This window comes from Streptomyces sp. NPDC043876 (assembly GCF_056435825.1).
This window is the reverse complement of record NZ_JBWKDV010000025.1, coordinates 1-24,317: the sequence shown is the minus strand read 5'-3', so window position 1 is coordinate 24,317 and position 24,317 is coordinate 1. Positions and strand designations below refer to the sequence as shown.

The following is a 24,317-nucleotide window of genomic DNA, read 5'->3' as shown; positions in this document are numbered from 1 at the left end:
CAGGTGGATTCCCTACGCCAATCGTTTCGTTGCCGCACGCGGAACGGTTTCCTGGACGTGGTGATCATGTGCGGCGTCCCGGTACTGCGCGTTGTCGCCCCCTTGGTTATTCGCTGCCTACTTCATCGCGGGAGTCCGTCATGGCTGTTGGAGTCGATGCAGGTACGGACGCTCCCGCGTGGGGCGAGCCGCCTGGCGATGCTGTGGCGGTGGTGGGTGTCGGGCTGCGGCTGCCGGGTGGGATCCGCTGCCTGAACGGCCTGTGGACTGCTCTGCTGGAAGGCCGGGACCTGGTGGGCGAGGTGCCGGCGGACCGGTTCGATACGGCGGCCTTCGTTGCTGCCGGGTCGGCACGTCCCGGCAAGTCCTACACGTCTGCCGGGGGCTTCCTCGATGACGTGGCTTCCTTCGACCCTTCGTACTTCGGGATCTCTGCCCGGGAAGCGGCCCGGATCGATCCCCAGCAGCGGCTGTTGCTGGAGTGCGCGGTCGAGGCGTTCGATGACGCGGCGATCGACCCGGCACGCCTCGCGGGCAGCGATACCGCGGTGCTGATGGGCGTCTCCTCTCACGACTACGCCGATCTGCAGATGCAGCGGCTGCGTACGTCCGACGCTTACACGATGGAGGGGTCGGCGGCCTGCAACACCGCCAATCGGCTCTCGTACGTGTTCGACTTCCATGGAACGTCGCATGCGGTGGACACCGCGTGCTCCTCGGCGCTGACCGCGGTTCACCAGGCGTGCGAGGTGCTGCGGTCGGGACGCAGTGCCGTGGCGTTGGCCGGCGGGGTGAACGTCCTGTTGAGCCCGGCGGGCTTCACGGGGTTCTCCCAGGCTTCGATGCTGTCTCCGACAGGGCGGTGCCGGCCCTTCTCCGCCGCGGCGGACGGGTACGTGCGCTCGGAGGGCGGCGGGGTGCTCGTCCTCAAGCCGCTGATCACGGCGTTGGCGGACGGTGATCGGGTGCACGGGGTGATCGTCGCCAGCGGGGTCAACGCGGACGGACGGACGTCTGGGCTGGCAATGCCCAGTGCGGACTCGCAGGCCCGCCTGTTGGAGGAGGTGTACGCGCGGGCGGGACTGGCACCGGGGGACGTGGCGTACCTGGAGGCGCACGGGACGGGCACGCAGGCCGGCGATCCGGTCGAATGCGAGGCCCTGGGACGGGTGCTGGGACGCGGACGGGCGCAGGGACTCCTGCCGGTGGGCTCGGTCAAGTCCAACCTGGGACACCTGGAGTCCGCTTCGGGTGTGGCAGGTCTGCTGAAGGCGCTCCTGGTGTTGCGCGAGCGCAGGGTCCCGCCCACGCTGCACGTGGCGCCACGGAACCCGGCCATCGACTTCGCCGGGCTGGGGCTGGAGCCCGTGGTGGAGGAGCAGCCGCTGCGGGCGTCGGGTCGCGGCGTGGTGGGGGTGAACTCCTTCGGTTTCGGAGGGGCCAACGCCCATGCCGTCCTGGGCCCGCCACCGGCTGCCGCTCTCGATCCGCTGCCGGATGCAGCGGAGTCCGGCGCGGCGGCCCGGCGCCTGCCGGTGGTGGTGTCCGCGCGGGCCCCGGAGGCGCTCACTGCCGCCGCGTGGGCGTGGAGCGGTCATTTCGCCGAGCAGGCGCAGCAGGACCCGCGGCAAGCGGGGCAGGGCTTCTACGACGCTGCCTTCACCGCCTGCCGCCGCCGGGCGGGCCGGGAGAAGCGGATCGTCGTGCTGGCCGGGGGCTACGGCGAGGCGGCTTCGGCGCTGGAGTCCGTCGCTTCGGGCAGGCCGGTGGCAGGAGCGGTCACGGCCGAGGCCGTCGCGTGTGGCCGTGTGGGGTTCGTCTTCAACGGCAACGGCGCGCAGTGGGCGGGCATGGGCGCCGAGCTGCTGGTCGGCGATGTGGCCTTCGCCGACGAGGTGACGGCCGTGGACGCCGAGTTGCGCCCTCTGCTGGGCTGGTCGGTGCGCGATGAGCTGGCGGAACCGTCGGATCAGGCGCGCTGGGAGCGTACGGAGGTTGCCCAGCCGCTGCTGTTCACCGTGCAGGCCGGGCTGGTGGCGGCGCTGGCCGCCCGCGGTGTCGAGCCGGCCGCGGTCGTCGGGCACAGCGTCGGCGAGGTCGCGGCGGCCTACTGCGCGGGCGCGTTGACCCGGGAACAGGCGTGCCAGGTGATCGCCGAACGCAGCCGGGCCCAGGCAGCCACGGCCGGTACGGGCCGGATGGCCGCGGTCGCGCTCGATGGGGACTCGGCACGGCGACGGCTCGCCGCAGGAGGCTGGGAAGACCGCCTGTTCGTCGCCGGTGTGAACTCCGACCGCGATGTGACCGTCGCGGGTGAGGCGGCGGCGCTGGATGAACTGGGGGCCCGCTTGGACGAGGAAGGCGTCTTCTTCCGGGATCTGGACCTGGACCACGCATTTCACACGCCGGCGATGGACCCGGTGAGGGAACCGCTGGCCAGGGCACTGGCCGGTCTTCGTCCCGGCAAGTGCCGGATCCCTCTGGTGTCCACCGTCACCGGGACCACGGTGGACGGCCCGGAGCTCGGGGCCGCGTACTGGTGGCGCAACGTCCGTGAGCCGGTTCTGTTCGCCCAGGCCGTGGGCGAACTGACCGGTTCCGCGGCGGGCTGTGACGTCCTGGTCGAGATCGGCCCCCATCCGGTACTGAACGGCTACCTGCGCAGGGCCGGGTCAGGCCTGTCACATCCGGTCGCGGTGATCCCCACTCTTTCCCGCCTGCTGGCGGGGCCCGACGCCCTGGACGAAGCCCATGCACGGTTGCTGGCGGTCGGGGCGCAGGTCGACTGGTCCGTATTCTTCCCACGACCGGGGAAGGTGACGGACCTGCCCGCCTATCCCTGGCAGCGCGAACGGCACTGGAACGGCCATCCCGACTGGTGGCTCGAGGACGCCGCACCCGAGTCCGCCGTGCAGGAGCGTCATCCCCTGCTGGGCGCCAGGCAGCCGGTCGCCACACCCGTCTGGCGCGGGCGCATCGACCCGGACGCACTGAGCTGGCTGGCCGATCACACCGTCTCGGGCACCGTGGTGTGGCCTGCGGCCGGCTACGTCGACATGGCACTCTCGGCCGGCTACGAAATCCACGAGGGGCCTGCCGAGATCACTGGGCTGGCGATCGACAGGGCCCTGACCTTGCCGTTCGACGACCCGGCCATGGATGTCGAACTGTCGAGCAGCCTGGCGGCGGACGGTGAATTCGTGGTCAGCAGCCGCTCCGGCGAGCGCGGCGACTGGAACGAACACGCCCGTGGCCGCGTGCGCCGACTCCTGCGGCACGCGCCCCCGCCCCTGGATGTCGATGCGATCCGGTCCCGGCTGCCCGGCGCGTTGTCGCGAGAGGACCACTACGCCGCCTGCGCCGACGCAGGCCTGCCCTACGGCCCGGCCTTCCGGACGCTGTCGGCCCTGCAATCCGGTCGCGGGGAGGTTCTTGCCCAGTACGCGGGCGCGCTGGAAGCCGCTCCGGGACACCAGGCCCATCCGTGCCTGCTGGACGGCGCTTTGCAGGCGGGCATGGCGCTGCTCGCCGACGTGACCGACGGTTCCTGCCCGTTCCTGCCCGCCGGAATCGAGACGGTGCGCTGCTGGCAGCCGGTGGCTCCAACCGGGCTGGTCCATGTGAAGGCCCGTCTGGTCACCGCCGAGGAAGCGGTGTGGGACATCGTCATCAGCGATGTCGATGGGGCGGTCTCGCTGGAACTTCTGGGCTGCCGGCTGCGCCGCTTCGACGCCGGCCGCCGGCCGGCGCCCCAGCGGCTGACCGAGGTCCTGCGTGCTGTACCGCTGCCGGGGGAGACTGCCGCACCTTCGCCCCTGCCGACACCGCAGGAGGTCTTCACCGCCTGCGCGGAGGACCTGGCCGAACTGGCCACCGCTGTGCGCACCAGCCCTTACGACCGGTTCTGCCGCCGCATGATGGAGACCGTCGGTCACTTCACCGCCGCCGCCGTCCGCGAACTCCTGCCCGACGCTGCCACCGTGACCATGGGCGAACTGCTCGCCGCAGGAGTCCAGAGCAGCCGGGTTCGGCTGCTGCACCACCTGCTGGACATGGCCGTCCGGCACGGCGTGCTGGCTCTCGAGGCCCCTGGGTGCTGGCGGTCGGCCAAGGAGCCCGCCCCGGAGACGATGTTCTCCGCATTGCTGGCCGACTTCCCCGGCGAAGTGGTGGCGTCACTGACCTACGGAATCTGCGGACAGCATCTGGCACGGGTTTTGCGGGGCGACAGCGACCCACTGGAACTGCTGTTCTCCGACTCCGACGCCCTGGCAACACGGTTCTACGACGGGGCCCCGATCGGGGCAGAGTTTGGCCGGCTCATCCAACGGCTCATCGCGAACACGGTGGCACACTGGCCGCAGGACCGGCCGCTGCGCATCCTGGAGGTCGGCGCCGGTACCGGGTCCACCACGGCCGTGCTGGTTCCGCAGCTGCCGCCACACCGCACCCACTACACCTACACCGACGTCTCCCCGGCCTTCCTCACCCAGGCCAAGAACCGCTTCGCCGCCTACGACTTCATCGACTACCAGGTCCTTGACCTGGAGTCCGACCCGACGGCTCAGGGGTTCGCGCAGTCCTCCTTCGACATCGTGGTGGCATCCAACGTCCTGCACGCCACCACGGACCTCGCGGCGACCCTGCGCCGGATCACGGACCTGCTCGCCGACGGTGGCCACCTGCTCGCGGTCGAGAGCCACAACCACGACACGCTCGTGCCGGTCTTCGGACTGCTGGACACCTTCTGGACGATGACCGACCCCGATCTCCGGCCCGAGGGACCGCTGCTGGCACACGGCCAGTGGGCGGATCTCCTGCACGAGTGCGGGTTCACCGGAACCCAGCAGACCGGAGATCCCGACTCTCCCGCGCTCGGCGACCACTCCGTCATCCTCACCGCCCGACGTCCGCGCACCCAAGCCCCCGATGCTCGGCCGCAGGACGACCAGCCCGATCCGGGCGCCCAGAACCGTCACTGGCTGGTCGCCACCCTGCCACTCCACGGGAGCGACGACGGGCGCATGGCCGACGCCCTCGTGGCCGCCCTGCGCGACCGGGCACCGGACGGCACCGTGCGCACCGCGCCCGCCGTCGACGGCATCGAATGGTGGCAGTCGGCGCTGTCTCACGGACGGCGGCCGACCGACTTGGTTCTGCTCGCCGCCGCGGACGGCACCACGTCACCGGTCGAAGAAACCGAGACGGCGGTACGGCAGCTGGCCGTGCTCCGCGCGATCAGCGCCGCCTGCACCCGTGCACCGGGATCGAACGACCTCACCGTATGGCTGCTCAGCCACAACAATGACGTCGTGCTCTCACCGCCACCGGTCACCGCCGGTGCTGCCCTCTGGGGAGGCGCCCGCACCCTGGCGAACGAGCATCCCGGGCTGACGATCCGCAAGATCGCCCTGAGCGGGGCCGGGGACGCCGCGGGGCAGCGCGCGTTGGCCGAACGCGGGGTGCGGGAGATGCTGCACCGGCGGCCGGAGGACGAGGTCCTTTTGACCCCCCAGGGCCGCTTCGTCACGGTCGTCCGCTCCCTGCCGCCGCTGCTTCACGACAGCTCCGCCAACGGATACACCCTCACCCTGGAGAGCCCCGGACTGCACTACCGGCTGGGCTGGCAGCCCGCTGACCCGCCCACGCCGGAGCACGACGAAATCGTCATCCGCGTGGCGGCCGCCGCACTGAACTACCGCGACATCATGATCGCCACCGGCAGGGTGCCCGCTCCTCCCTCCGGCCGACTGCCGGACATCGCCGACGTCGGCTTCGAATGCGCCGGAACCATCGCCGCAGTCGGTCCGGACGTGACCCACCTCGCCGTCGGAGACCGCGTCGCCGGGCTGGGACGCGGCTGCTTCGGCACGTACGCCCTCGCACGCGCCGACCGGGTCGTGCCGCTGCCCGCGGACATGCCGTTCGCCGCGGGTGCGACGCTGCCGGTGGCCTTCACCACCGTGCAGCACAGCCTCGGCCACCTGGCCCGGCTGGCTCCGGGTGAGACGCTCCTCGTACACGGAGCAGCCGGCGGAGTGGGGCTGGCCGCCCTGCAATACGCCCGCCGGGTCGGCGCCCAGGTGATCGCGACCGCTGGAACGCCCGCAAAACGATGCCTGCTGCGCCTGCTGGGCGTCGAGCACGTCCTGGATTCACGCCGACTGCACTTCGCCGAACAGGTCAAAGACCTCACCGGCGGGCAGGGCGTCGATGTGCTCCTCAACTCCCTGGCCGGAGAGGGCCTGGTCCGCAGCCTCGGGCTGCTCGCACCGCACGGGAGGTTCCTGGAACTGGGCAAGCGCGACTTCCTGCTCGACAACTCGCTTCCCCTGGCCCCGTTCCTGCACAACCTCTCGTTCTTCGGCGTGGACGTCTCCCCCATGATGTACGGGCAGTCGTCCCTGATGGACGCGTCCATCAACGACCTGACCGCGGCCGTGCACGCGGGCGAGTACCGGCCGCTGCCTTACCGCACGTACCCGGCCCACCGGATCGAGGAGGCGTTCACCAGCCTCCAGCACTCCCGCCACACCGGCAAGATCGTCCTCACCTTCGAGGAAGGAGTGCCGGTACGCCGGCTCCCTACCCCGCCCAGGCTGGACCCGGAGGCCACCTACCTGATCACCGGTGGCCTCGGCGGCCTCGGCGCCGCCACCGCACGCCACCTGGCCGCCCGCGGCGCCCGTCACCTCACGTTGCTCAGCCGGCGGGGCATGGAGGCGCCCGAAGCCGCCGCGCTCCTGAGCGACCTCAGGAACAGCGGCGCCGACGCCGCCGTCCACTCGGTCGACATCAGCGACGCCGCCGCGCTGAAGCGCGTGCTGGAAGAGACCGACGCCACCGGCCGCCGCCTGGCCGGGGTGGTCCACGCCGCCATGATCCTCGACGACGCCCCACTGACCGACCTGAACGACGACCGCCTGCGCTCCGTCCTGGCCCCCAAGATGACCGGAGGGCTGCTCCTGGACCGCCTCACCCGAGGCCGCGCACTGGACTTCTTCCTCGTCTACAGCTCCGCGGCCGCCCTCACCGGCAACATCCGGCAAACGCCCTATGCCGCCGCCAATCTCGCCCTGGAGGCTTTGGTCCGCGAGCGCCACCGCGCCGGAGAACCGGGGGTGGCGGTGCAGTGGGGGGCCATCGCCGACTGCGGCTACGTCCACCGGGCCGGACGCGTCGAAGAGATGACCAGCTACGGGTTGGGAGGCCTCCCCGTCGCCGACGCCCTCGCCGAACTGGACCGGCTCCTCATCCGCGCGGACGTTCAGATCGTCACCGTCGGCTTGTTCGACTGGGACAGCCTCGGGCGTGCCCTGCCCAACCTCGCGGCCCCGCGCACCGCTGATCTCGTGAGCTGCCGGCAGGACAGCGAGTCGGCCGCCCAGCTGCGCGCAGCCGTATCCGCTGCCACCTCCGAGCAGGCGGCCCAGTTGATCGGCGACAAACTCGCCGAAATGCTTGCCGTCATCATGCAGACCAGCCCGGAAGGCATCGACCGCCGACGCCGACTCGACCTGCTCGGCGTCGACTCCCTGATGGCCCTGGAATTCTCGACCGCCGTCAGCAAGGCGACCGGATGCGAACTCTCCGTCGTGGAAGTGGCCGGCGCCGCCGGCCTGGGCGATCTCGTTGCGCGGCTCCTCCCACGAATGGGCGTACGAACGGGCGGCGAAAGCTGACGCCGCCAGGCCACCCGACCATCGTTCCCCGACCCGAGACAACGTGAACCACGTGACAGCACACGAGCACCACCCGGGCCCCTCGCTCGTGCCCCTGAGCCGGCGGCCCGGCGCCGCGCTGCGGCTCATCTGCCTGCCGCCGGCAGGGCTGGTGCCAGGCTTCTACCTGTCCTGGACAGAACACCTGCCTCCCACCGTGGACCTGTACGCCGTGCAACTGCCCGGCCGCGGTGCGCTCGCGGGGCAACCCTCCCTCACCGACCCCCAGCAGGCCGCCGCCGCCCTCGCGGACGTCATCGCCCGGACACCGGACGATCGGCCCTTTGCCCTGTTCGGTCACAGCATCGGCGCCCTGCTGGCCTACGAGACCACCCGTACCCTCAGCCGCACCCACCGGCCGATGCCCGTTCTGCTCGCCCTGTCAGCGCTGCCCGCCCCGCACCTGGATGCGCTCATTCCCGCGCTCATCCCGGCCATGCTGGGCGGACGGAACGCGGTGACGCACCTCGTCGGCCCCTCCCCGGATGACATGGCGAGCGACCCCGGGCTCCTCGCCGCCGCCTACACGCCATTCGTCGCGGATCTGCTCCTGGCCCTGCAGTACCGCCATCACCGCGAGCCGCCGCTCGGCCTTCCCCTCGCCGTCTATGGCGGCCACGACGACCCGATCGCCCCGGAGAAGTCCCTCCGTCCGTGGAGCGACCTGACCCTCCACCCCCTCGCACCACAGCTCTTCCCCGGCACCCACACCTACCCGGTGCAACAGGTGCGCGCCCTGGTCGCCCGCCTGAGCAAAGACCTGCACGCCGCCGTCCGTTACTCCTCCCACCGCACATGACCCGGCCGTCGGCACCCACGTACGGCGGCCACCGCTGGACGGCCACCCTCACCGTGTGCCTGGGGCTGTTCCTCCTCGCCATCGACATGACGATGCTCAACGTCGCCGTGCCAGACCTCTCCGACGACCTCCACCCGACGATGTCGCAAGTCCAGTGGATCATCGACGGCTACGCCCTCGTACTGGGCGGCACCGTCCTTGCCACGGGCTCTCTCACCGACCGCATCGGACGCCGTCGCGCCTTCAACACCGGTCTCCTGCTCTGCGCCGGCGCCTCACTCTTCGGTGCTCTTGCACAGAACCCGCATCAAGTCATCGTGGCCCGCGGCGCCATGGGCGCGGGCGCGGCCCTGCTGATGCCCGCCACCTTGTCGATCATCCACCAGCTCTTCCCCGAGCCGGGACTGCGCCGCCGCGCCATCGCGCTGTGGACCGGGGTGATCGGCGTCGGCGGACTCACGGGGCCGGTCATCGGCGGACTGCTCGTCGAACACTTCTCCTGGCGCGCCGGGTTCTGGATCAACCTTGCCGTGGCGGCCGTCGCCGTCACCCTCGCGCTCCTCCTCGTACCGGAGTCGCGCGCACCGGGCACGCCCGTCGACTGGCCAGGGGCCGCCCTGTCCGGCACCGGGCTCCTGGCCCTCGTCGCCGCCCTCATCGCAGGCCCCACCCACGGCTGGACCAGCCCACCCCTTTTGCTGGCCTTCGGCGCGGCCGCCTTCCTGCTTGCCGGCTTCGTCGTGCGCCAGCACCTCGCCCGCTCACCGATGCTGCCGCTCTCCGTGCTGCGCGACCCGGCGGTCAGCATGGGAGCCGCGGCACTGGCGCTGCTGTCCTTCGCCGGCTTCGGGGCCTTGTTCATCACCACGCTCTACCTGCAGGGCATCCTGGGTTACACCCCCCTGCAGGCGGGACTGCGGACCATGCCCCTGCCCGCGGGCCTGGCTCTGGGAGCCGCGCTCGCCCTGCCGATTGCCTGCCGGCGGGGAAACCGCGCCCCCGTCGTCCTCGGCCTGCTCGTCACCACGGCCGCTTTCGGCATCCTGGCCACCACCTCGGCCACCTCCGCATACGACCGCCTGATGCTCTTCCTGGCGGTCGCCGGAACAGGGAACGGCCTGACTGCCGTGGCGGCCACAGAAACCGTCATGGGTGCCATGTCGAGCGCGCGAGCCGGACTCGGCTCCGCCATCAACGATTCCACTCGTCAGGTCGGATCCGCCCTGGGCGTTGCGGCACAAGGGTCGCTCCTCACGACGGTCTACAGCGACCGGCTGACCGCCGGCCTCACAGCCATGGGCATGCCCGACCCCGTCATCAGAGCAGCAACCTCCAGCGCCCTCACCCCGCTCGCCGCCTCCCACCATCCGGCCGGCCCACTACGGCAGCAACTGGCCGCAGCAGCTCGTGAAGCGTTCACCGCGGGCATGACGCACACCGCACTCCTCGCCGGGACGGTCACCCTCGCGACCGCCGCAGCCGCCGCCTACTGGCTCCCCTCCCCCGCGACTGCACCAGCCCCTTCACCCCGAGCCCTCCTCGACCCGCAGAGCAGCCACTGACACGGCGGACCGGGCCCCGCCGGGCTCGTTGCGGAACGGACCAAGGTGGTGGACAGAGCGCGGCCGCGGGAATGGGCTGGCCGACGGCACCGAAGGGCAGGCCGTCGCGCTGCGCGCAGGTGTGGCTGGAGCCTCGCCGAATCGATCACGGGAAGCGGCCGGCCGGGGCCCCGCCGGGGTCGTCGGCCAGCCCTATCGTCACCTTTACCTGCTTGCCCACGGGCTCGCGCCGCACCTCAAAACTGCGGCACACCGCCATTGCGATTTCCAGACCATGCTGCCCGATCCGGCTCGGATCAGCTTCGCTCACCGCGGGCAGCCGGGCACCGGTGTCCCACACGCTGATCTCCACGACTCCGGCGCCGACTTCCAACTGCAGCAGACACGGTCCGGGCGCATATGTATAGGCGTTGGTGACGAGCTCGCTGACCACCAGCTCCACCATGCTCATCGCCCGGTCCGACACCGGTAGCCCCTGAACGGCCTGCACGTCAGCCATGAAACCGCGGGCAGCATGCCTGGCCCCAGCGATCGGTTCACTGCCGTCCAAGGCCATCGCCGCCCTGAGCGGACGGCTGAACAGCAGCTCGCGCTCGTCCTGGTAGACCACAGCAGTCATAGCGCCACCTTCGTCCTGAGCAAGCCGCCGTACGGCTGCTTGCGGCGGATACCCCGAGATGGCGGCCCTACACGAGCGTGAAACGAAGATCTGAACAGCACCGGGTGGCACGGAGCAGTACGACGGCTCCCCCTTGGGTGAGGAGTGGCCGTTCCGGATCGGGGCAGATGCCAGCGGGGTCAGGCGCGTGGAGGGGCCCGGGCGCCTGCTGGCACCCGGGCCCCGAAGGAACTGCTACACCATCTGCCAGCCTTTAAGACTGTGCCGGCTCTCTGTTTCCGCCCACCCGGCCGACACGCTGCCGGGGGTACGGGGATCGCGAATGCGTGACCGGAGACCACCTCACTATCGATGTCCTGCGGTACCCGAACCACCTACCGTCCGGGCGATCCTGATGGTGCCTCGCTCCTCCGTTCATCCCTCTGGGATCACTTACTCACCTGCTGGGAACTGCTGATACTGCGAACTACCGGTACTACTGGTGGTGCGACCAACTGGTGGCCTCTTCCAGCGCCACACTTCGGCAGCCAGCCCCGTCGCCCGCCCTTCATCTGCGCTGGCTTAGAACCCCACTGCCGAACCTCCCGGTGCGCGCCCGCAGCCGACGCCTTCACCGAGGTACCGCTCACGGCAGCCCCTGATCACTGCGGGCCGCCCGGTCCAGCCGCCAGTCCCGTCGCCGTCCTGCACAAGCCATGGCTTCGATACTCCGCGACCACACCGCTCTACTTGCACTGCACTTCCTGTACTGCGGGTACTGCTGCCCGGCAGTACATCTCTGCCGGGCCCTGCGATCTCTCTGGCTACGAGAGAAACCATAGCCACCTGAACGGCAGATGTCTACTTCCGTCATGACAGATTTCCGTGAGGCTGTCCGTCAGGTAATCGGCCCTGCCGGTGACGAGTGACAAGGCTGACAGGTGACCGGCTGGCTCAAGACCAGGGAGCATTCCGGGCTGCTCCCGAGGGAGCGCCGGATCCTGGGCTTCAGGAGGCGCTGGGTGTCCAGTTGCCCAGCCAGTCGGCGATCTCCTGGTCGGCAGCCTGGGCGTCGGTCAGCTGCGGGCGGTCGCTGCTTGCGCTGCCGGCGCCGGGCCCGGTGTTCTTGTACTCGGCGAACCGGTCCTTTTTCCAGGAGAAGCCGCCCATGTCGCTCCACGGGGTGGCCTTGATGGCTGTGGGGAGGTACGTGTTGCGCACCGTCGCCTGCGGCCGGAGGCTCGCGTCTCCGCCCGCGTGCCAGTTGCGGCCGAGGTGGAAGCTCCCGTCGGACACGTCACCGTTCACGGTCGAGTTGATGACCAGGAAGCCCTTGCGGTCCGGCGGGGTGCCGGGCGCGAGGATGTAACCGCCCGAAGCGCCGTTCCAGCGCTTCTTCAAGGTGATCACGGACCTGTCCACCACAGCGGTCGCCCGGCCGTAGATGAAGTCGACGCTGCCCACGATGTAGGAGTTGGTGACGTAGACCCGGCTGGCCTTGTCCTTGCCTGCGAAGTCCATCAGCAACGTGTCCTGGTCGCCGTTGAGGATGAGACCGTCAAGAACGACCTTGTCCGCAGCGGTGCGCAGGGCCAGCGCCTGCTGTCCGCCCTTGCCCTGGTTCGCGGCCTCGTCGAAGTCGTTGGAGACGGTGAGGTTGCGGGCCTGGAATTCGTCGGCCAGCGCTACGACCGCCGCGCAGTCGGTGCCGTAGTCGCCCGAACCATCGGGCTTGGGGGTTCCGGTGGATGCGTTGGAGATGATGACGGTGTCGTGCCGACTGGGGCCCGAACCCTGGATGGTGACGAACGGCTTGTCCGCCGGGATTTTGACGTGTTCGCGGTAGGTGCCGGGGCGGACCATGATGACGACCCGGGAGGTGTTACCGGCCGGGACGGCGTTCACGGCGGCTTGCACGGTGGTGTACTGGCCGGAGCCGTCCTTGGCCACGGTGAGGGTGGCCGCGGCGCCCGCGCCGGCGGAGGCGCCGGCCGGTCTACCGATCATGGCCTGGGGCCCGGAACCGGACTTCACCCGTGCGGGCACGTCGGCAGCCGTGTCGAGGGTGTACTTGTAGTACGTCTTCGGATCGAACGCCTCGCCTCCCTGTTCGTTGCGGCCGGTGGTACCGACGAAGGCGTTGCCGCGCTGGACGAGGGCAGCGGTGTCGTCCTTGATGACGGGGTTCCTGAAACCTTCGAAGTAGCTGTTCTCCAGCACCATCTTGGTCTTGCCCCGGGCGTAGTTGCCGTAGGACGAGGTGATGGCCGTGCCCGGATCGTCCTGCAGGTAGTTGTTGTAGAGGTGCGCGTGAGCGACGTTGTCGGCGGACGGGTTCCGCTGCTCGGTCTCGTGGAACCAGTTGTGGTGGATCGTGATGTCGGCGGTGGTGTTGGGCGTCCAGCCGATGCCGAACGCCTTGTTGTGGGTCCGCAGCCGGTTCCAGGACACCGTCAGGTTTGTCGTGTCCTTGCGGCTGTCGATCAGGCCGTCGGCCATGCGGCTGAGATCGTTGTGGTCGATCCACACATGGTGGGCACCATCCATCTGGATCGCGTCGAAGTCGTCCACCTTGTCGCTCCAGCGGTCCTGGTAGGAGTCGCGGATCGTCAGATTTCGGATGATGACGTTGTGCACGCCTTGACCGAGGAAGAACCCGCCGCCGACGATGTGGCCCGAGGTCCCAGAGCCGACGATCGTCTTGTCCGAGGCGACTTTGATCTCCTTCCCCTTCGGGTCCATGGTGATCTGCGCTGCCACGACGATGACGTACGGCTTCGGCGCGGTGGCGTACTTCTCCAGGTCGGCGAGGGTCTTCACGGTGACGGTCTCGCCGTCGCGTCCGCCGTACGTGCCCTTCTGGCCCATCGAGTTGACGGAGGCGAACCCATCGGCGATGTCGCTCGCCCACGTCGCCGCCCCGGCCGCCGACGCCTGGGGCTTGGCGTCCTCGCCGAACAAGCCTGCCGCTCCGCCGTACGCCATGCCGGCCGCGAGGACCACCGCCGTGGGGATCCCCACCGCCTTGCGGAGCGTGCGCCTGCGGTGCCGCGCCTTGTACTGGATCGTTTCCATCGTCTTGCCCACCTCGGTGACCGAACTCGGACATTGCTTGCACGAGTTGCCGCCGCCGAGGGAAAGGTTGCCGTTGATTGCGCATTGGTGGGACAACACCACAGCCGGGGCGCCAGCGGCCCCCCTTGGGCGCCGGGTTCCACGGCTCCGGTCGGGGTGGTTTGCCCGCGCTTGACGCCACACGAGCGGGAGTGAGCCCCTGGGAGCGGGTCGGGTCTACTCCTGCTGTGGTGAACACTCCCGTCGGGGGTCAAGCGATTGCGGCGACGCCGATGCCGATGCCGATGCCGATGAACAGCCATCCGGTCGTCAGCTCCCAGCGGTGACGGACCTTCGGCCGGGTGAGGAGCGCCCGTAGCCGCGCGGCAACGGCGACCAAGGCGAACCAGTAGGCGATGCCTACAAGGACGTCCCAGGTGCCGAGGAGGAAGATCTGCCGGGTCATCGATCCGCCACCGTTGACGAACTGCGGCAGGATGCTGATGAAAAACAGGGCCGCTTTGGGGTTGAGTACGTTGGTGAGGAAACCCTGCGTGAAGCCGGACCGCCACCGGCCTCGGACCGGTCCGGCCTCCGCGGATTCCTCCTGCGCTGCGCTGTTCTCTGGGCCGCTGCTGGCCTCTTGGTCGGCGGACCGCACACGGGCGGCCCGCACGGCCCGTACCCCGAGGTAGACGAGGTAGGCCGCGCCGAGCAGCTTGATGGCGTCGTAGACCATGGGGGAACGAGTGGCGATCAGCGACAGTCCGGTGGCGGCGGCGAGCATGTGCACGCACAAGCCGGCCTGGGCTCCCAGCGCCGCTGCCCGGCCCTTCGAAGGGTGTTCGGTCGCTGACCGGAGTACCACGAGGAAGTCCGGCCCCGGCACGAGGTACGCCACCAGCACCACACCAAGGAACCCGGCGAGGTCAACCGACATCCGTTCTCCCCCCGCGCCTACGAACGACTCATTCAGCACTGCCTGTTGGTGAACGCTGTTGGCTGAACGAACTTGTGAGCTTCCCGGCTCATGCACGGCATGGAGGATGCTGCCGCCAGCTTCGTCCCGCCCGGCGGGACTGACAGACAGGCGGTGCCGGTAGGTCAGAAGCGGGCAGCTTCGCGCTCGGCCATGGTCTGGAATTCGCCAAGATCGTAGTTGGCCAGGACCGAGTCGAGGTTGGTGAGGGCGCCCAAGTGCTCGACGAATCCCTTCGGGTCGTACTCGATCTGAAGGGTCACCCGGCTCTCCGTATCACTGAGCCGGTGGAAGGTCACCACGCCCGCGTGGTGCACGCCCTGGGAGGTTCGCCAGGCGATGCGTTCCTCGGGAATGACCTCGGTGAGCTCCGCCACGAACTGCTTGTCGGCCCCGGGCAGGGAGACCTGCCAGGCGAACGTGGTGCCGTCGATGCGCTCGACGTGCTGAACGTGGCTGAGGAAGGAGGGCCAGCGCTCGACGTCCTGCCAAAGGGCCCAGCTCACCGAGACCGGAGCCTTGATGTCGACAGCTTCGAGCAATGAGGACGTCATGGATTCTCTTCTCCTCCGTACGGAACAACTTGTTCCATGCAGTTACCCGGAAGAGCGGGTTTCATGGCTCCCGGTATACCGGACTGCTCTCCTCTCACCGTCCCCCATCCCATCGAGCGTCGCACGAGACTCAGCGCCCCGCCCGAACCGTTCCTGCGCTGCCCAGCCGTAGCGGGTGGTACCGCTGAGGACCGTGGCAGCGGCGGCGGTCGCGCGGTGCGGATAACCAGGGCGCGATGATGGTCGCGGGGGGAGCAGAGCTGTCGTCGCGGTTGCCGCGAGCCGCGGGGCGGCGTGTCCGCTACGGCGCGGTGACTCTCACCGGTTCCGTGTCGGCGGCGCTGTGCCGCTCGGCCCAGTTCTCCAGCGCCGTGCGGCAAGCATGGTCGACGTGGTGCAGCCCGGAGAGGTCCAGCTCCACGGGACGATTCTGGGGCAGCGCCTCAAGACTGTCGACGATCTTGGGCAGCCGCAGGAAGGTCGCGTTGCCGGAAAGGCGCGCCTGGACGGGGCCGGCGCCCTTGTCGATGACCTCAAGATTGACGTGCGAGGCCTGCCAGGCGGTTTTGGCGACGGACAGCGCCAGACCGATGAGTACGCCTTCGAACATGTTGACAGCGACGATCGCCACGGCCGTGGTCACGAGGATCGCGGCCTCACCGCGGTACGCCGTCCACAGCAGCACGACCTGCCGGAAGGGGATCAGCTTCCAGCCCGCGTAGATGAGGATGCCGGCGAGAGCGGGCAGCGGTATCAGCTCCAGTACGGACGGCAGGAAGGCCGCGAACAGCAGCAGCCACACTCCGTGCAGCACGCGTGAGGCCTTGGTCTTGGCGCCTGCCTGAACGTTGGCTGAGCTGCGTACGATCACGGCTGTCATCGGCAGCGCGCCCAGCAGGCCGCACACGGTGTTGCCGGCGCCCTGCGCCATGAGTTCTTTGTCGTACTCGGTGCGCGGTCCGTCGTGCAGCCGGTCCACGGCAGCCGCGCTGAACAGGCTTTCGGCGGAGGAGATCAACGCGAACGCGAGAATCGTGCCCAAGACGGCGGGCTGGGCCAGTCGGCCGAAGGCGTCGGCCCCGGGCGGCTGGATCGCGCCGAGCAGTCCCTGCACCTGCACGGTGGCTACTGGCAGCGCGAACGCCAGCGAGGCCAGCGTGGCCAGCAGTACCGCCGCGAGCGCGCCCGGTACGGCTTGGGCCCGTTTCGGCATCCGCTTCCACAGCACCATCACCGCGATGGTGGCGGCGCCGACTCCGAGCGAGGCCAGGAATTCGGTGCTGCCGACCGCGCGGGTGAACGCCTCCGGCAACCCGGCGATCTTGCCTATGCCGGACGCGGGTGCTTTCAAACCGGCCGCCGCGTACAACTGGCCGGCGATGATCACCAGCCCGATGCCGGCCAGCATGCCCTCGACCACCGAGACCGAGATGGCCCGGAACCAGCGGCCCAGCTTGAGCGCACCCATGAGGAGTTGGAGCAGCCCGGCCCCCAGCACGATCACGCCGAGGGCGGCCAATCCGAATTGCCGGACGGCCTCGAAGACGAGCACGGTCAGTCCCGCGGCCGGCCCGGACACCTGCAGGCTGCTGCCCGGCATGCACCCCGCGACGATGCCGCCCACGATGCCGGTGACCAGGCCGAGTTCGGCCGGGACGCCGGAGGCGACTGCCACACCGACGCACAGCGGCAGCGCGACAAGGAAGACCACGAGGGAGGCGGCGAAGTCCTGCTTGAAATGGGGAGACTTGAGTACCGTGTTCATGGCGCCGCTCACAGGGCCTGGAAGGTGTCGGTGTCCGCGCGGTGTTCGAGTACGGCCCCGGTGTGCACCTCGTAGTACCAGCCGCGCAGGCGCAGACGCCCCTCGGAACGTCCCCTCTCCACACAGGGGTACGAACGCAAGCGCAGCATCTGAGCGAGCAGATGGTGCTGCACGGACGCGGCGACCGCCGGGTCGTCGGGGTCGGCCCCCGCCGGCGGGCCCGCGGCGTAGGCGAGCCAGTCCCGTACGGCGGGGACGGGGTCGAGGTCGTCGCCCCGCACCAGAGCGCCGAAGGCACCGCAGTGCGAATGGCCGCAGACGACGATGTCCCGGACGCCGAGGACATTCACGGCGTACTCGATGGTAGCGGCTTCGGAAGTGGGCCGCTCGGAAACGTACGGCGGCACGATGTTGCCCGCTGTGCGCAGCTCGAAAAGCTGACCGGGGGCGGCGCCGGTGATCAGGGCGGGGACGACCCGGGAGTCGGAGCACGTGATGAACAGGACCCGGGGGGACTGGCCTTCGGCGAGTTTGGCGAACTCCTCAGGGCGCTGTCCGAACGTGCGGGCGTTGTCGATGAGGGGCTGCATGCGTGGTTCCTCCTGGCGCGCCGTAACGGCGCGTCGGACGGGCAGGACATGGGGAGGCGCTGTTCAACTGCCGCCGGGACCGTCCCGGTTGCACGGAGGGGGTCTGCCGACCCGCCGAAGCAGCTGTCGCCGTGACGGCCGCCGACGAGCGGCGCCTCAGGTGGTCCGATTCAGGACTGGGTTTGGACCGAGGTGCGTCGAGCTCCGTGCGCGGGTGCGAATACCGCCGCACGCGGCGGGAGCGAGGAGCGAAGGGGGCGGCGGAAAGGAGTGCGAGCTCGATCCCACGTGTCACACCTCGCAATACGCACCCCTCCGTTAGCTTCAACACCCCTAGAGCGGACCAAGACGAAGTCAAGACTTGGCCAAGGAATACGCTAGCCCGGCGAAGCTGTTTGCGCGATTAACTCAACGTGTCCAGCTGGAGAGAGCCCGAAAATGCGAGGTTCCTTGGCGCGAACTCACCCTTGATTTCGCACAGTTGGTCGACTGTGCGTCTGACGGGCCGTGCGCCCGCCTGCGTCTGCGTCTACGCCGGCCGAGACTGCATCGGAGAGGGTCGGAGCCCTCCCTGTTCTGGCGGCCCGGTCGGCAGCGATGATGGGAGCCATGATCGTCGCAGCCACCCAGTTCGCCCCGGCCGCCGGGGACATCGCCGCCAACGTCCGTACCATCGCCGGGCTCATCCGGGCAGCCGGGGCCGACGGCGCCCGCATGGTCGTCTTCGCCGAGCTCGCCGTGACCGGCTACGAGCCGACGCTGATCCGGGACACCCCCTCCCTCGTCCTCACCGAGGACGACGCCCGCCTCGAACCCGTACGCGAGGCGTGCCGCGCCGTCTCGGCCGCGGCGGTCGTCAACGCTCCCGTGCAGACAGCGGAAGGCCGGCCCGCGATTACCTCGCTTGTCATCGGTCCGGACGGCGGACTCCTCGCCCGGTACGACAAGCAGCACCTCTACGGCATCGAGCAGGAGGTCTTCGCGGCGGGCGGCAGGGACGGCCGCTTCGAGCTGGACGGCACCCGGTTCGCGCTGGCCACCTGCTACGACAACCGCTTCCCGGAACTCGCCGAGCGGGCCGCCGCCGACCGCTGCACGGTCTATCTGGCGAGCTCGGTCATCTCCGCCGACAACGACTCGTTCGAGAAGGTCTATCCGGTGCGGGCCCGCGAGTTCGCTCTCCACGTCGTGCTCGCCAACGTCCTCGGCCGCAACGAGGACGGCGTGGGCTGCGGCGCCGCCGGCGCCTGGGGCCCGGACGGCAAGAGGACCGCCGACGCGGGCACCCAGTCACCGGGCCACGTCCTCGCCCAGGTCGTCTGATCCGGGCGGTGACGGCCCTGCACAGCCGGCTGACGGTGGGGGGTACCGCCGTAGGCGGCCCCAGTCGACGAAGGCCAGAGCGAGGAGCTCCGGGCCGGGGCTGAATCCGGCCTGGATGGCGAGCGCAGCGTCACTCTCGGTGCCACTTTCCAATCCGCTGCCGCTCTCGTAACTACTACACGAGTAGACATGCAGCGCGACGGAGGACGGAGGGTTCTGCGAGTGTGGACCGCCCCCGAGTGGAGGCGTGGTCCTGCCCGCCGGGCTACTTCGGCTCATCCGCACCGGAACTCCGGGGTAGGGCATTGTTCCAGTGCGGGACCAGGGCGGGGCTGCGTGACTCGACCAAGGCCAACCGGCCGGACACGGGCGGCGCGAAGCGGTCTGCGTACAGTTCCACGGCCACGGCGATCTGCGCGCGGGCAAAGGTGGCGGCCGGGCATCTGCGCGGTCCGAGGCCGAACGGCAGGAACCAGTGCGGCCCCGGCGTCGTCAGCCATCGGTGCGGGGTGTATTCCTCGGGCCGCGCCCAGGCCCGCCCGTGCCGGTGGATGAGCCAGGGGCTGACGACCACCAGGTCTCCCGCGGCGAAGGGGAAGGCCCGGCGCGGCTCCACGATCCGCCTGGCGATCATGAAGCTCGGTGGGTACATCCGGAGAACTTCGTCCAGGGCCTGGCGGATGCACTGCGGGCCGACACGCAGGGCGACGGCGCTGAGGACCGCCGCCGTCGTACTGCCCCAGCCCGCCAGGACCATGGCCCGGAGTTCCTCCGCGATGCGAGCCGTGGTCCAGCCCTCGCCGCGCAGGTGCCGGGTGAATCCGGAGCGCGAGGTCTCGACCAGCGCGTGAACGAAGGACGCAAGCTCGTCCTCGGGGCTGCCGGGGCTGCCGGAGCTGCCGGAGCTGCCGGGGCCGTGAGCGGCCGGTTCAGCAGGCCGTTCCAGCCGCGCCCAGCTCGTCCCTACGAGCTCCCGGAGCCGTCCACCGTCCACCGCACCCGGCCTCCGTCCGGTGAGCTGGGCGAGCAAGGAGGCGGACAAAGCTTCGGTGAGAGGTCCCGGCTGCGGCGGCGACTCCCACCCCCGGAACGCTGCCGTGAGATGTTCGGCAAGCAGATGTCGCTGCCGGGCCTCGTGTCCCATGGCGGTGACCAGTCGCCTTTTGACGTCGCGTACCTGATCGGCATGCAGGACGCCAACGCCCCCCAGCAGCCGTTGAGAATGTGCGGGCCTCGACTTCTGCCCGGCGGACGAGGTCAGCAGGTCGCGCGCGGTGGGCAGGTCCGAGACCAGCCAGCCGCTCTCGTCGCCGAAGGCGCACGGCGATACCCGTCGCTCGGACACCGTGCCGTGCGTCCTGATCGCCTCGAAGAGCTCAGGCCGCTGCGCCAGCGACAGTCCCGGAAAACGGAGGCCGAGGCTCATGCGGGTCCTGACGCAGGCAAGCCGGGAGCCCCGCCAACCTTGAAGCGCAGCAGCGTACGAGCGCTGGGCTCCTTGATGGCGGGGCCGCGGTGCAAGACGGCGTGGTTGTCGAAGACGAGCACACGGGAGGGGGCGACCACCGCCTCGTACCAGCGCGTCGCCCCGTCCACCGCGCGCTCCAGCGACCGGCAGGCGAGGGACACAGCGGGCGGACCGTCGTCGATCACTTCGTCCAGCGCGGGGCGGAACCAGCGCGGCACGGCGCCCCGCACCGGAGCGTGGAGCTGGGCCAGCCCGGGGTAGCGCAGACGCCATGCCACTTCGTGGTGTCGAAGGACTCGCAGTGCCTCAGCCGCACCGGGCCATGCCGCATCGACCTCCTCCCACGGCAGCACGCCGGTCGCGGGCTCGTGCAGGGCGGGGTCCTCACGCAGCAGGCCGAGAACAGTCCACCGATTGGGCGTGAGCCAGGGGGTGCTGTCGGTGTGCCAGTTCTGCTCGTAGCGGTCTGCCCCGCCGGTCGGTACCTCGGAGACCGAGCCGCCGAGCGTGGGGTCGGCCGGCTGCCCGACGTGCCCGAGCAGGGCGCCGACAGTCGATACCACGGCGAGCGTCCACCGGGGTTCGGAGAAGCTCAGCGTGACGCTCCGTGCGGATCCGGCCAGCGCCGCGCGGAGCGTAGCGGTGAAGTCCGGGTACTGTCCGTCGGCCCGGCACAGCGCGTCGAGCCGTCCCGAGCGACGGGCGGTCTCCAGCCCCTCCGCCAGCTGTGACGGCAACCGCGCGGGCCAATCGTCCAGAGCTCGCGCCCAGCGGGCGGGAACGGGCAGGTCCGGGACGGGCAAAGGAGGCATCTCAGTTCACGGCCCCTGGCCCGAAGTGCCGGGCCAGAAGTTCGCGAACCTGTTGGATGCTCTGTGTGCTGGCCTGTTCGGTGACGAACACGTCCAGGTCCTCGTGGTGGGTGACCTCGCCCCAAGCCCCGTCGAACGCCTGAGACATCCCGGTCAGCATGCTGAGCCCGAAGGAGGGATAGGCCGAGTCCATGGCGTGCGCGAGGAAGAACGCGAGGCTCCGCTGACGGGTGGTGTGTGGGTCGCGCTCCCGGTAGTTCTCCAGGCTGAAATTCGGATGGCAGGCGTCGAGGAGCAGCTTCGGGGCCTTCCATACGGGCATCACCACGCGGTGCCTGCCGACAGTGCGGACCGGGTAGGAAAGCGGACGTCGGCCGTTCATCACCATGAACATGGCCTCGGCCAGCAGGTCCTCACGGTTGTATCCGAATGCCAGGTCGCGCATGCCCTGCTCGTCGGCGAGTTTCCGCGCCGTGCGCAGGACCAGGAAGGTACCGAAGAAGTGCAGCGCCTCGCGCGTGAAGGTGTCACTGAAATCCTTGTAGAGGTCGTCCATCGACGTTCGGACGCCGAGGAGTTCGCCTATGTCGTCGGGTCGCAGTACACGGTGGCCAATTCCGAGGTCCTGACACAGAACTCCCGCCCGAACCGCGGCCTCCGGAGAGAAGACGGCCCCGAATACCAGGGTGAACGCTATGAGACGGTCCCGTGGAACGGAGTTGGCCAGGCCGTAAGCCAGTGCGTTGCTGTCGCCGCCCCCGGATATTCCGAATACGCAGCCGCCTGCGGAAATCTTGTACTTTTCCTCGAATTCGGCCACCTGCGAGGCGACGATGCTCCGGGCCTCGTCCTGCCCCACCACGGCGTGGACTTCGCGCGCCCTTCCGTCCGGCGCCGTGCGCACTGAGCGGAAGCCGGTTCCCACATCTGGTGGGCCAGCGGGTGCCAGGGGTTCCCGGCCCGTGGGCAGCACCGTGGGGAACAGCGTGTTGCGGATGGCCCGCACGAGGAGCCGTTCGGCGTCTTCGGGAAGGTCGTCCAGCCGTGTCGTCAGGGGGACCGGTGTCGTGGTGGCCCCCCTGACGACGTAGGGCTGGAACATGGTCTCCGGTAGGCGGTTGGCGGCGAGCAGCTCACCGATCGTCAGGTCCGCCAGCTCCAGGGTGCGGGTGCCGAGTACGTCCTCGAGTTGCACAGGCAAGTGTCGCGACACTATCCGCTCCTTTGTCTGGGTCCGGGGTCAGACCTGGGCGGTGAGCGCGGAGGTGCAGAGGACGAATTCGACGCCCTCCGCGGTCATCCGGTCCATTCCGAGGGACGGCAGCGTGGCGAAGACGACATCTTCCGCCACGAGGTCTTCCTTGGTTTCCATACGATCCATGATTTCCATGAACATCGACGCCTCCAGGGCTGGTCGACAGTAAGGCCCTCCGTGAGCCGGGGCTCACCGTAGCACCGGATTACGAGGATCATGACGAGACCCAGAAATCGGCTGGTTCCTCTTTCCGCAAGTCGGCGGGGCGCATGGTGCACAGAGATGTCGGAGTTGCGGGGAGGGGGTATTGCTCCTGAGAGATTCCGGGGACATTCGGCGGGTTCCCGCGGCAGGAATTTGCCCTCCGTGGCGCCCCGGAAGGTGGCGTTTCGAGCGCCGCGGGCCCTGGATTTCCTCCGACCGCCCGACCCTGACCTGCGACATCACGGGCGCGGTCTTGGACGTGGAGCGCGCCGGGAGCCAGTGCCGTGGGCTCCCGCAGCTGTCCTCGGCGAGGTTGCCGGGATCATCCCGCCTGCCCGGGCAGCAGACCTGCAGGTGGAACACCGCGTTCCCCACTTCGGAGTCATCCCCGGCCGGAAATATCAACCCCGAAACCGCTCCGCCCGCTTACTGGCGGGTAGGCTCCGAATTTTGCCCAGCCCTCTTTCAGTGGCCGGACGCTGAGCTGTCCCCTGGGACGCCGCCGTGGCCGGGCCGACTCAGAAGTCGCGGCGCTGCGGTGACCGAGGCCATGGAAAGTGAGGGCGGCTCGGCGTCATCCTGCACGGGCGACGGGTGACCGCTCCACCTACCTTGGCCCAACGAGCATGACCGCGAGTGCAGTCCGGATCAGATGTCAGCCGATCCTGCGGCGGACCCCCTTCACCACCCGCTCCACCCTCTCTCGCTCGCTATGTGTACCACCAGCCACACGAACGGTCCCGCTATCAGAGTGATCAGCAACAGACAGCACGGCACCTGGGACGGCCCCTTGAGCGGCTTGGCTGCTACCTGCGGGGCCACTCGGCGGACGTCCTCGGCGTGATAGCGCACCTTGCTGGCGAACCCCGCGGTGGTCGGCCAGCTTTCCGTCGCTATCCGCACCCGGGGCCCCGACACCTGGCGCGAGCGGATTGGCCCTCATCATCGAGAACGGGCGGTCAGGGTCTGCCCGCCGCCCTACCCGGAAAGACGGCGCCAAGGCATGCGCACCATCAGCCCAATCGACACGCCGAACGCCCGCATCCTGGGTGCTCCCTCGACTTCTTGTCAGTGCACCATCTGAACGGATACCACCCCGTAGGGCGTCGTACGCGTCGAAGAGGTTCTGGCGCAGATCTTGGGGAGCGGTCGCAGAGGGTAACAGCGGTATTCGGTTGCGAGGCGCGGGCTGGTATGAGCCCGAGCACATCCTGCCGCCGCAGCGCGCCGCGGGTGGGTGACGAACAAGGTCAGCGAGGTCGCGTCCATCCATCCTGGCGGGTCAGTGCTACACCGCCCGCTGGCGGATGCGTGGGCATTGCGATTCGCGAGCGCCGCGCCGCCTCGGAAATCCGCTCGGCAACACGCAGCAGCCCAAGGCACAGTGACCCCATGAATGAACGAGGGCTGGACCGCGACGGAACCATCGCACGCGAAGGCGCACTGGACCGAGTGCCGGCAGCGTTCTTCCCCGTCGTCGATGCCGCCCGCGCTCACATCACCGAAACGTTCGGCAGAACGCGCCTGCACAGCGTCTACCTCTACGGCAGCATCCCCCGCGGCACCGCCACCCCCGGAGTCTCCGACCTCGACCTCCAGCTCGCTCTCCACGACGAGCCCTCCGAAGCCGACC

Annotated in this window: 15 protein-coding genes; 5 read left to right on the top strand and 10 right to left on the bottom strand. The window is 69.6% G+C overall.

Going from position 1 to position 24,317, the window contains the following annotated elements; all coding sequences use genetic code 11:
- Positions 1 to 140 precede the first annotated feature (140 nt).
- The 3 genes from AC0693_RS37790 to AC0693_RS37780 are packed head-to-tail and all read left to right on the top strand — an operon-like array spanning position 141 to position 10,082.
- Complete coding sequence (locus tag AC0693_RS37790; RefSeq protein WP_478804467.1) at positions 141 to 7,682, top strand: type I polyketide synthase; 7,542 nt, start codon at positions 141 to 143, stop codon at positions 7,680 to 7,682.
- 52 nt (positions 7,683 to 7,734) lie between these two features.
- Positions 7,735 to 8,520, top strand: a complete 786-nt coding sequence (locus AC0693_RS37785) for a thioesterase II family protein (protein ID WP_478804466.1) — start codon at positions 7,735 to 7,737, stop codon at positions 8,518 to 8,520.
- Positions 8,517 to 10,082, top strand: coding sequence for an MFS transporter (locus tag AC0693_RS37780; protein ID WP_478804465.1), 1,566 nt, complete (start codon positions 8,517 to 8,519; stop codon positions 10,080 to 10,082). Before AC0693_RS37785 ends, AC0693_RS37780 begins: the two co-directional genes overlap by 4 nt.
- A 145-nt stretch (positions 10,083 to 10,227) precedes the next feature.
- Here AC0693_RS37780 and AC0693_RS37775 read toward each other — a convergent pair whose 3' ends face one another.
- The 6 genes from AC0693_RS37775 to AC0693_RS37750 all read right to left on the bottom strand — a co-directional run bounded on the left by AC0693_RS37775 (position 10,228) and on the right by AC0693_RS37750 (position 17,622).
- Positions 10,228 to 10,701 (bottom strand): ATP-binding protein, encoded by a 474-nt coding sequence (locus tag AC0693_RS37775; protein ID WP_478804464.1) that lies wholly within the window; start codon positions 10,699 to 10,701, stop codon positions 10,228 to 10,230.
- Positions 10,702 to 11,688: 987 nt separating this feature from the next.
- Entirely contained in the window at positions 11,689 to 13,755 is a 2,067-nt protein-coding gene (locus AC0693_RS37770) for a pectinesterase family protein (protein WP_478804463.1), read from the bottom strand.
- Positions 13,756 to 14,005: 250 nt separating this feature from the next.
- Positions 14,006 to 14,674, bottom strand: coding sequence for a LysE family translocator (locus tag AC0693_RS37765; RefSeq protein WP_478804462.1), 669 nt, complete (start codon positions 14,672 to 14,674; stop codon positions 14,006 to 14,008).
- Positions 14,675 to 14,838: 164 nt separating this feature from the next.
- Entirely contained in the window at positions 14,839 to 15,267 is a 429-nt protein-coding gene (locus tag AC0693_RS37760; protein WP_468472392.1) for an SRPBCC family protein, read from the bottom strand.
- A 301-nt stretch (positions 15,268 to 15,568) separates the two neighbouring features.
- Complete coding sequence (locus AC0693_RS37755; RefSeq protein WP_478804461.1) at positions 15,569 to 17,032, bottom strand: SulP family inorganic anion transporter; 1,464 nt, start codon at positions 17,030 to 17,032, stop codon at positions 15,569 to 15,571.
- An 8-nt stretch (positions 17,033 to 17,040) separates the two neighbouring features.
- Positions 17,041 to 17,622 (bottom strand): carbonic anhydrase, encoded by a 582-nt coding sequence (locus AC0693_RS37750; protein WP_478804460.1) that lies wholly within the window; start codon positions 17,620 to 17,622, stop codon positions 17,041 to 17,043.
- 609 nt (positions 17,623 to 18,231) lie between these two features.
- Between AC0693_RS37750 and AC0693_RS37745 the strand changes: the two genes are divergently transcribed.
- Entirely contained in the window at positions 18,232 to 18,945 is a 714-nt protein-coding gene (locus tag AC0693_RS37745; protein ID WP_469318460.1) for a carbon-nitrogen hydrolase family protein, read from the top strand.
- A 265-nt stretch (positions 18,946 to 19,210) separates the two neighbouring features.
- Here the strand turns inward: AC0693_RS37745 and AC0693_RS37740 are convergent, their stop codons facing one another.
- The 4 genes from AC0693_RS37740 to AC0693_RS37725 are packed head-to-tail and all read right to left on the bottom strand — an operon-like array spanning position 19,211 to position 22,597.
- Entirely contained in the window at positions 19,211 to 20,371 is a 1,161-nt protein-coding gene (locus tag AC0693_RS37740) for a cytochrome P450 (RefSeq protein WP_478804459.1), read from the bottom strand.
- Complete coding sequence (locus tag AC0693_RS37735) at positions 20,368 to 21,225, bottom strand: TauD/TfdA dioxygenase family protein (RefSeq protein ID WP_478804458.1); 858 nt, start codon at positions 21,223 to 21,225, stop codon at positions 20,368 to 20,370. Before AC0693_RS37735 ends, AC0693_RS37740 begins: the two co-directional genes overlap by 4 nt.
- Position 21,226: 1 nt before the next feature.
- Positions 21,227 to 22,420, bottom strand: coding sequence for a tRNA lysidine(34) synthetase (locus AC0693_RS37730; protein WP_478804457.1), 1,194 nt, complete (start codon positions 22,418 to 22,420; stop codon positions 21,227 to 21,229).
- 45 nt (positions 22,421 to 22,465) lie between these two features.
- Positions 22,466 to 22,597, bottom strand: a complete 132-nt coding sequence (locus AC0693_RS37725) for a hypothetical protein (RefSeq protein ID WP_478804456.1) — start codon at positions 22,595 to 22,597, stop codon at positions 22,466 to 22,468.
- Positions 22,598 to 24,076: 1,479 nt separating this feature from the next.
- Between AC0693_RS37725 and AC0693_RS37720 the strand changes: the two genes are divergently transcribed.
- Positions 24,077 to 24,317: nucleotidyltransferase domain-containing protein (locus AC0693_RS37720; protein ID WP_478804455.1), on the top strand; the 241-nt coding region annotated here is incomplete at its 3' end.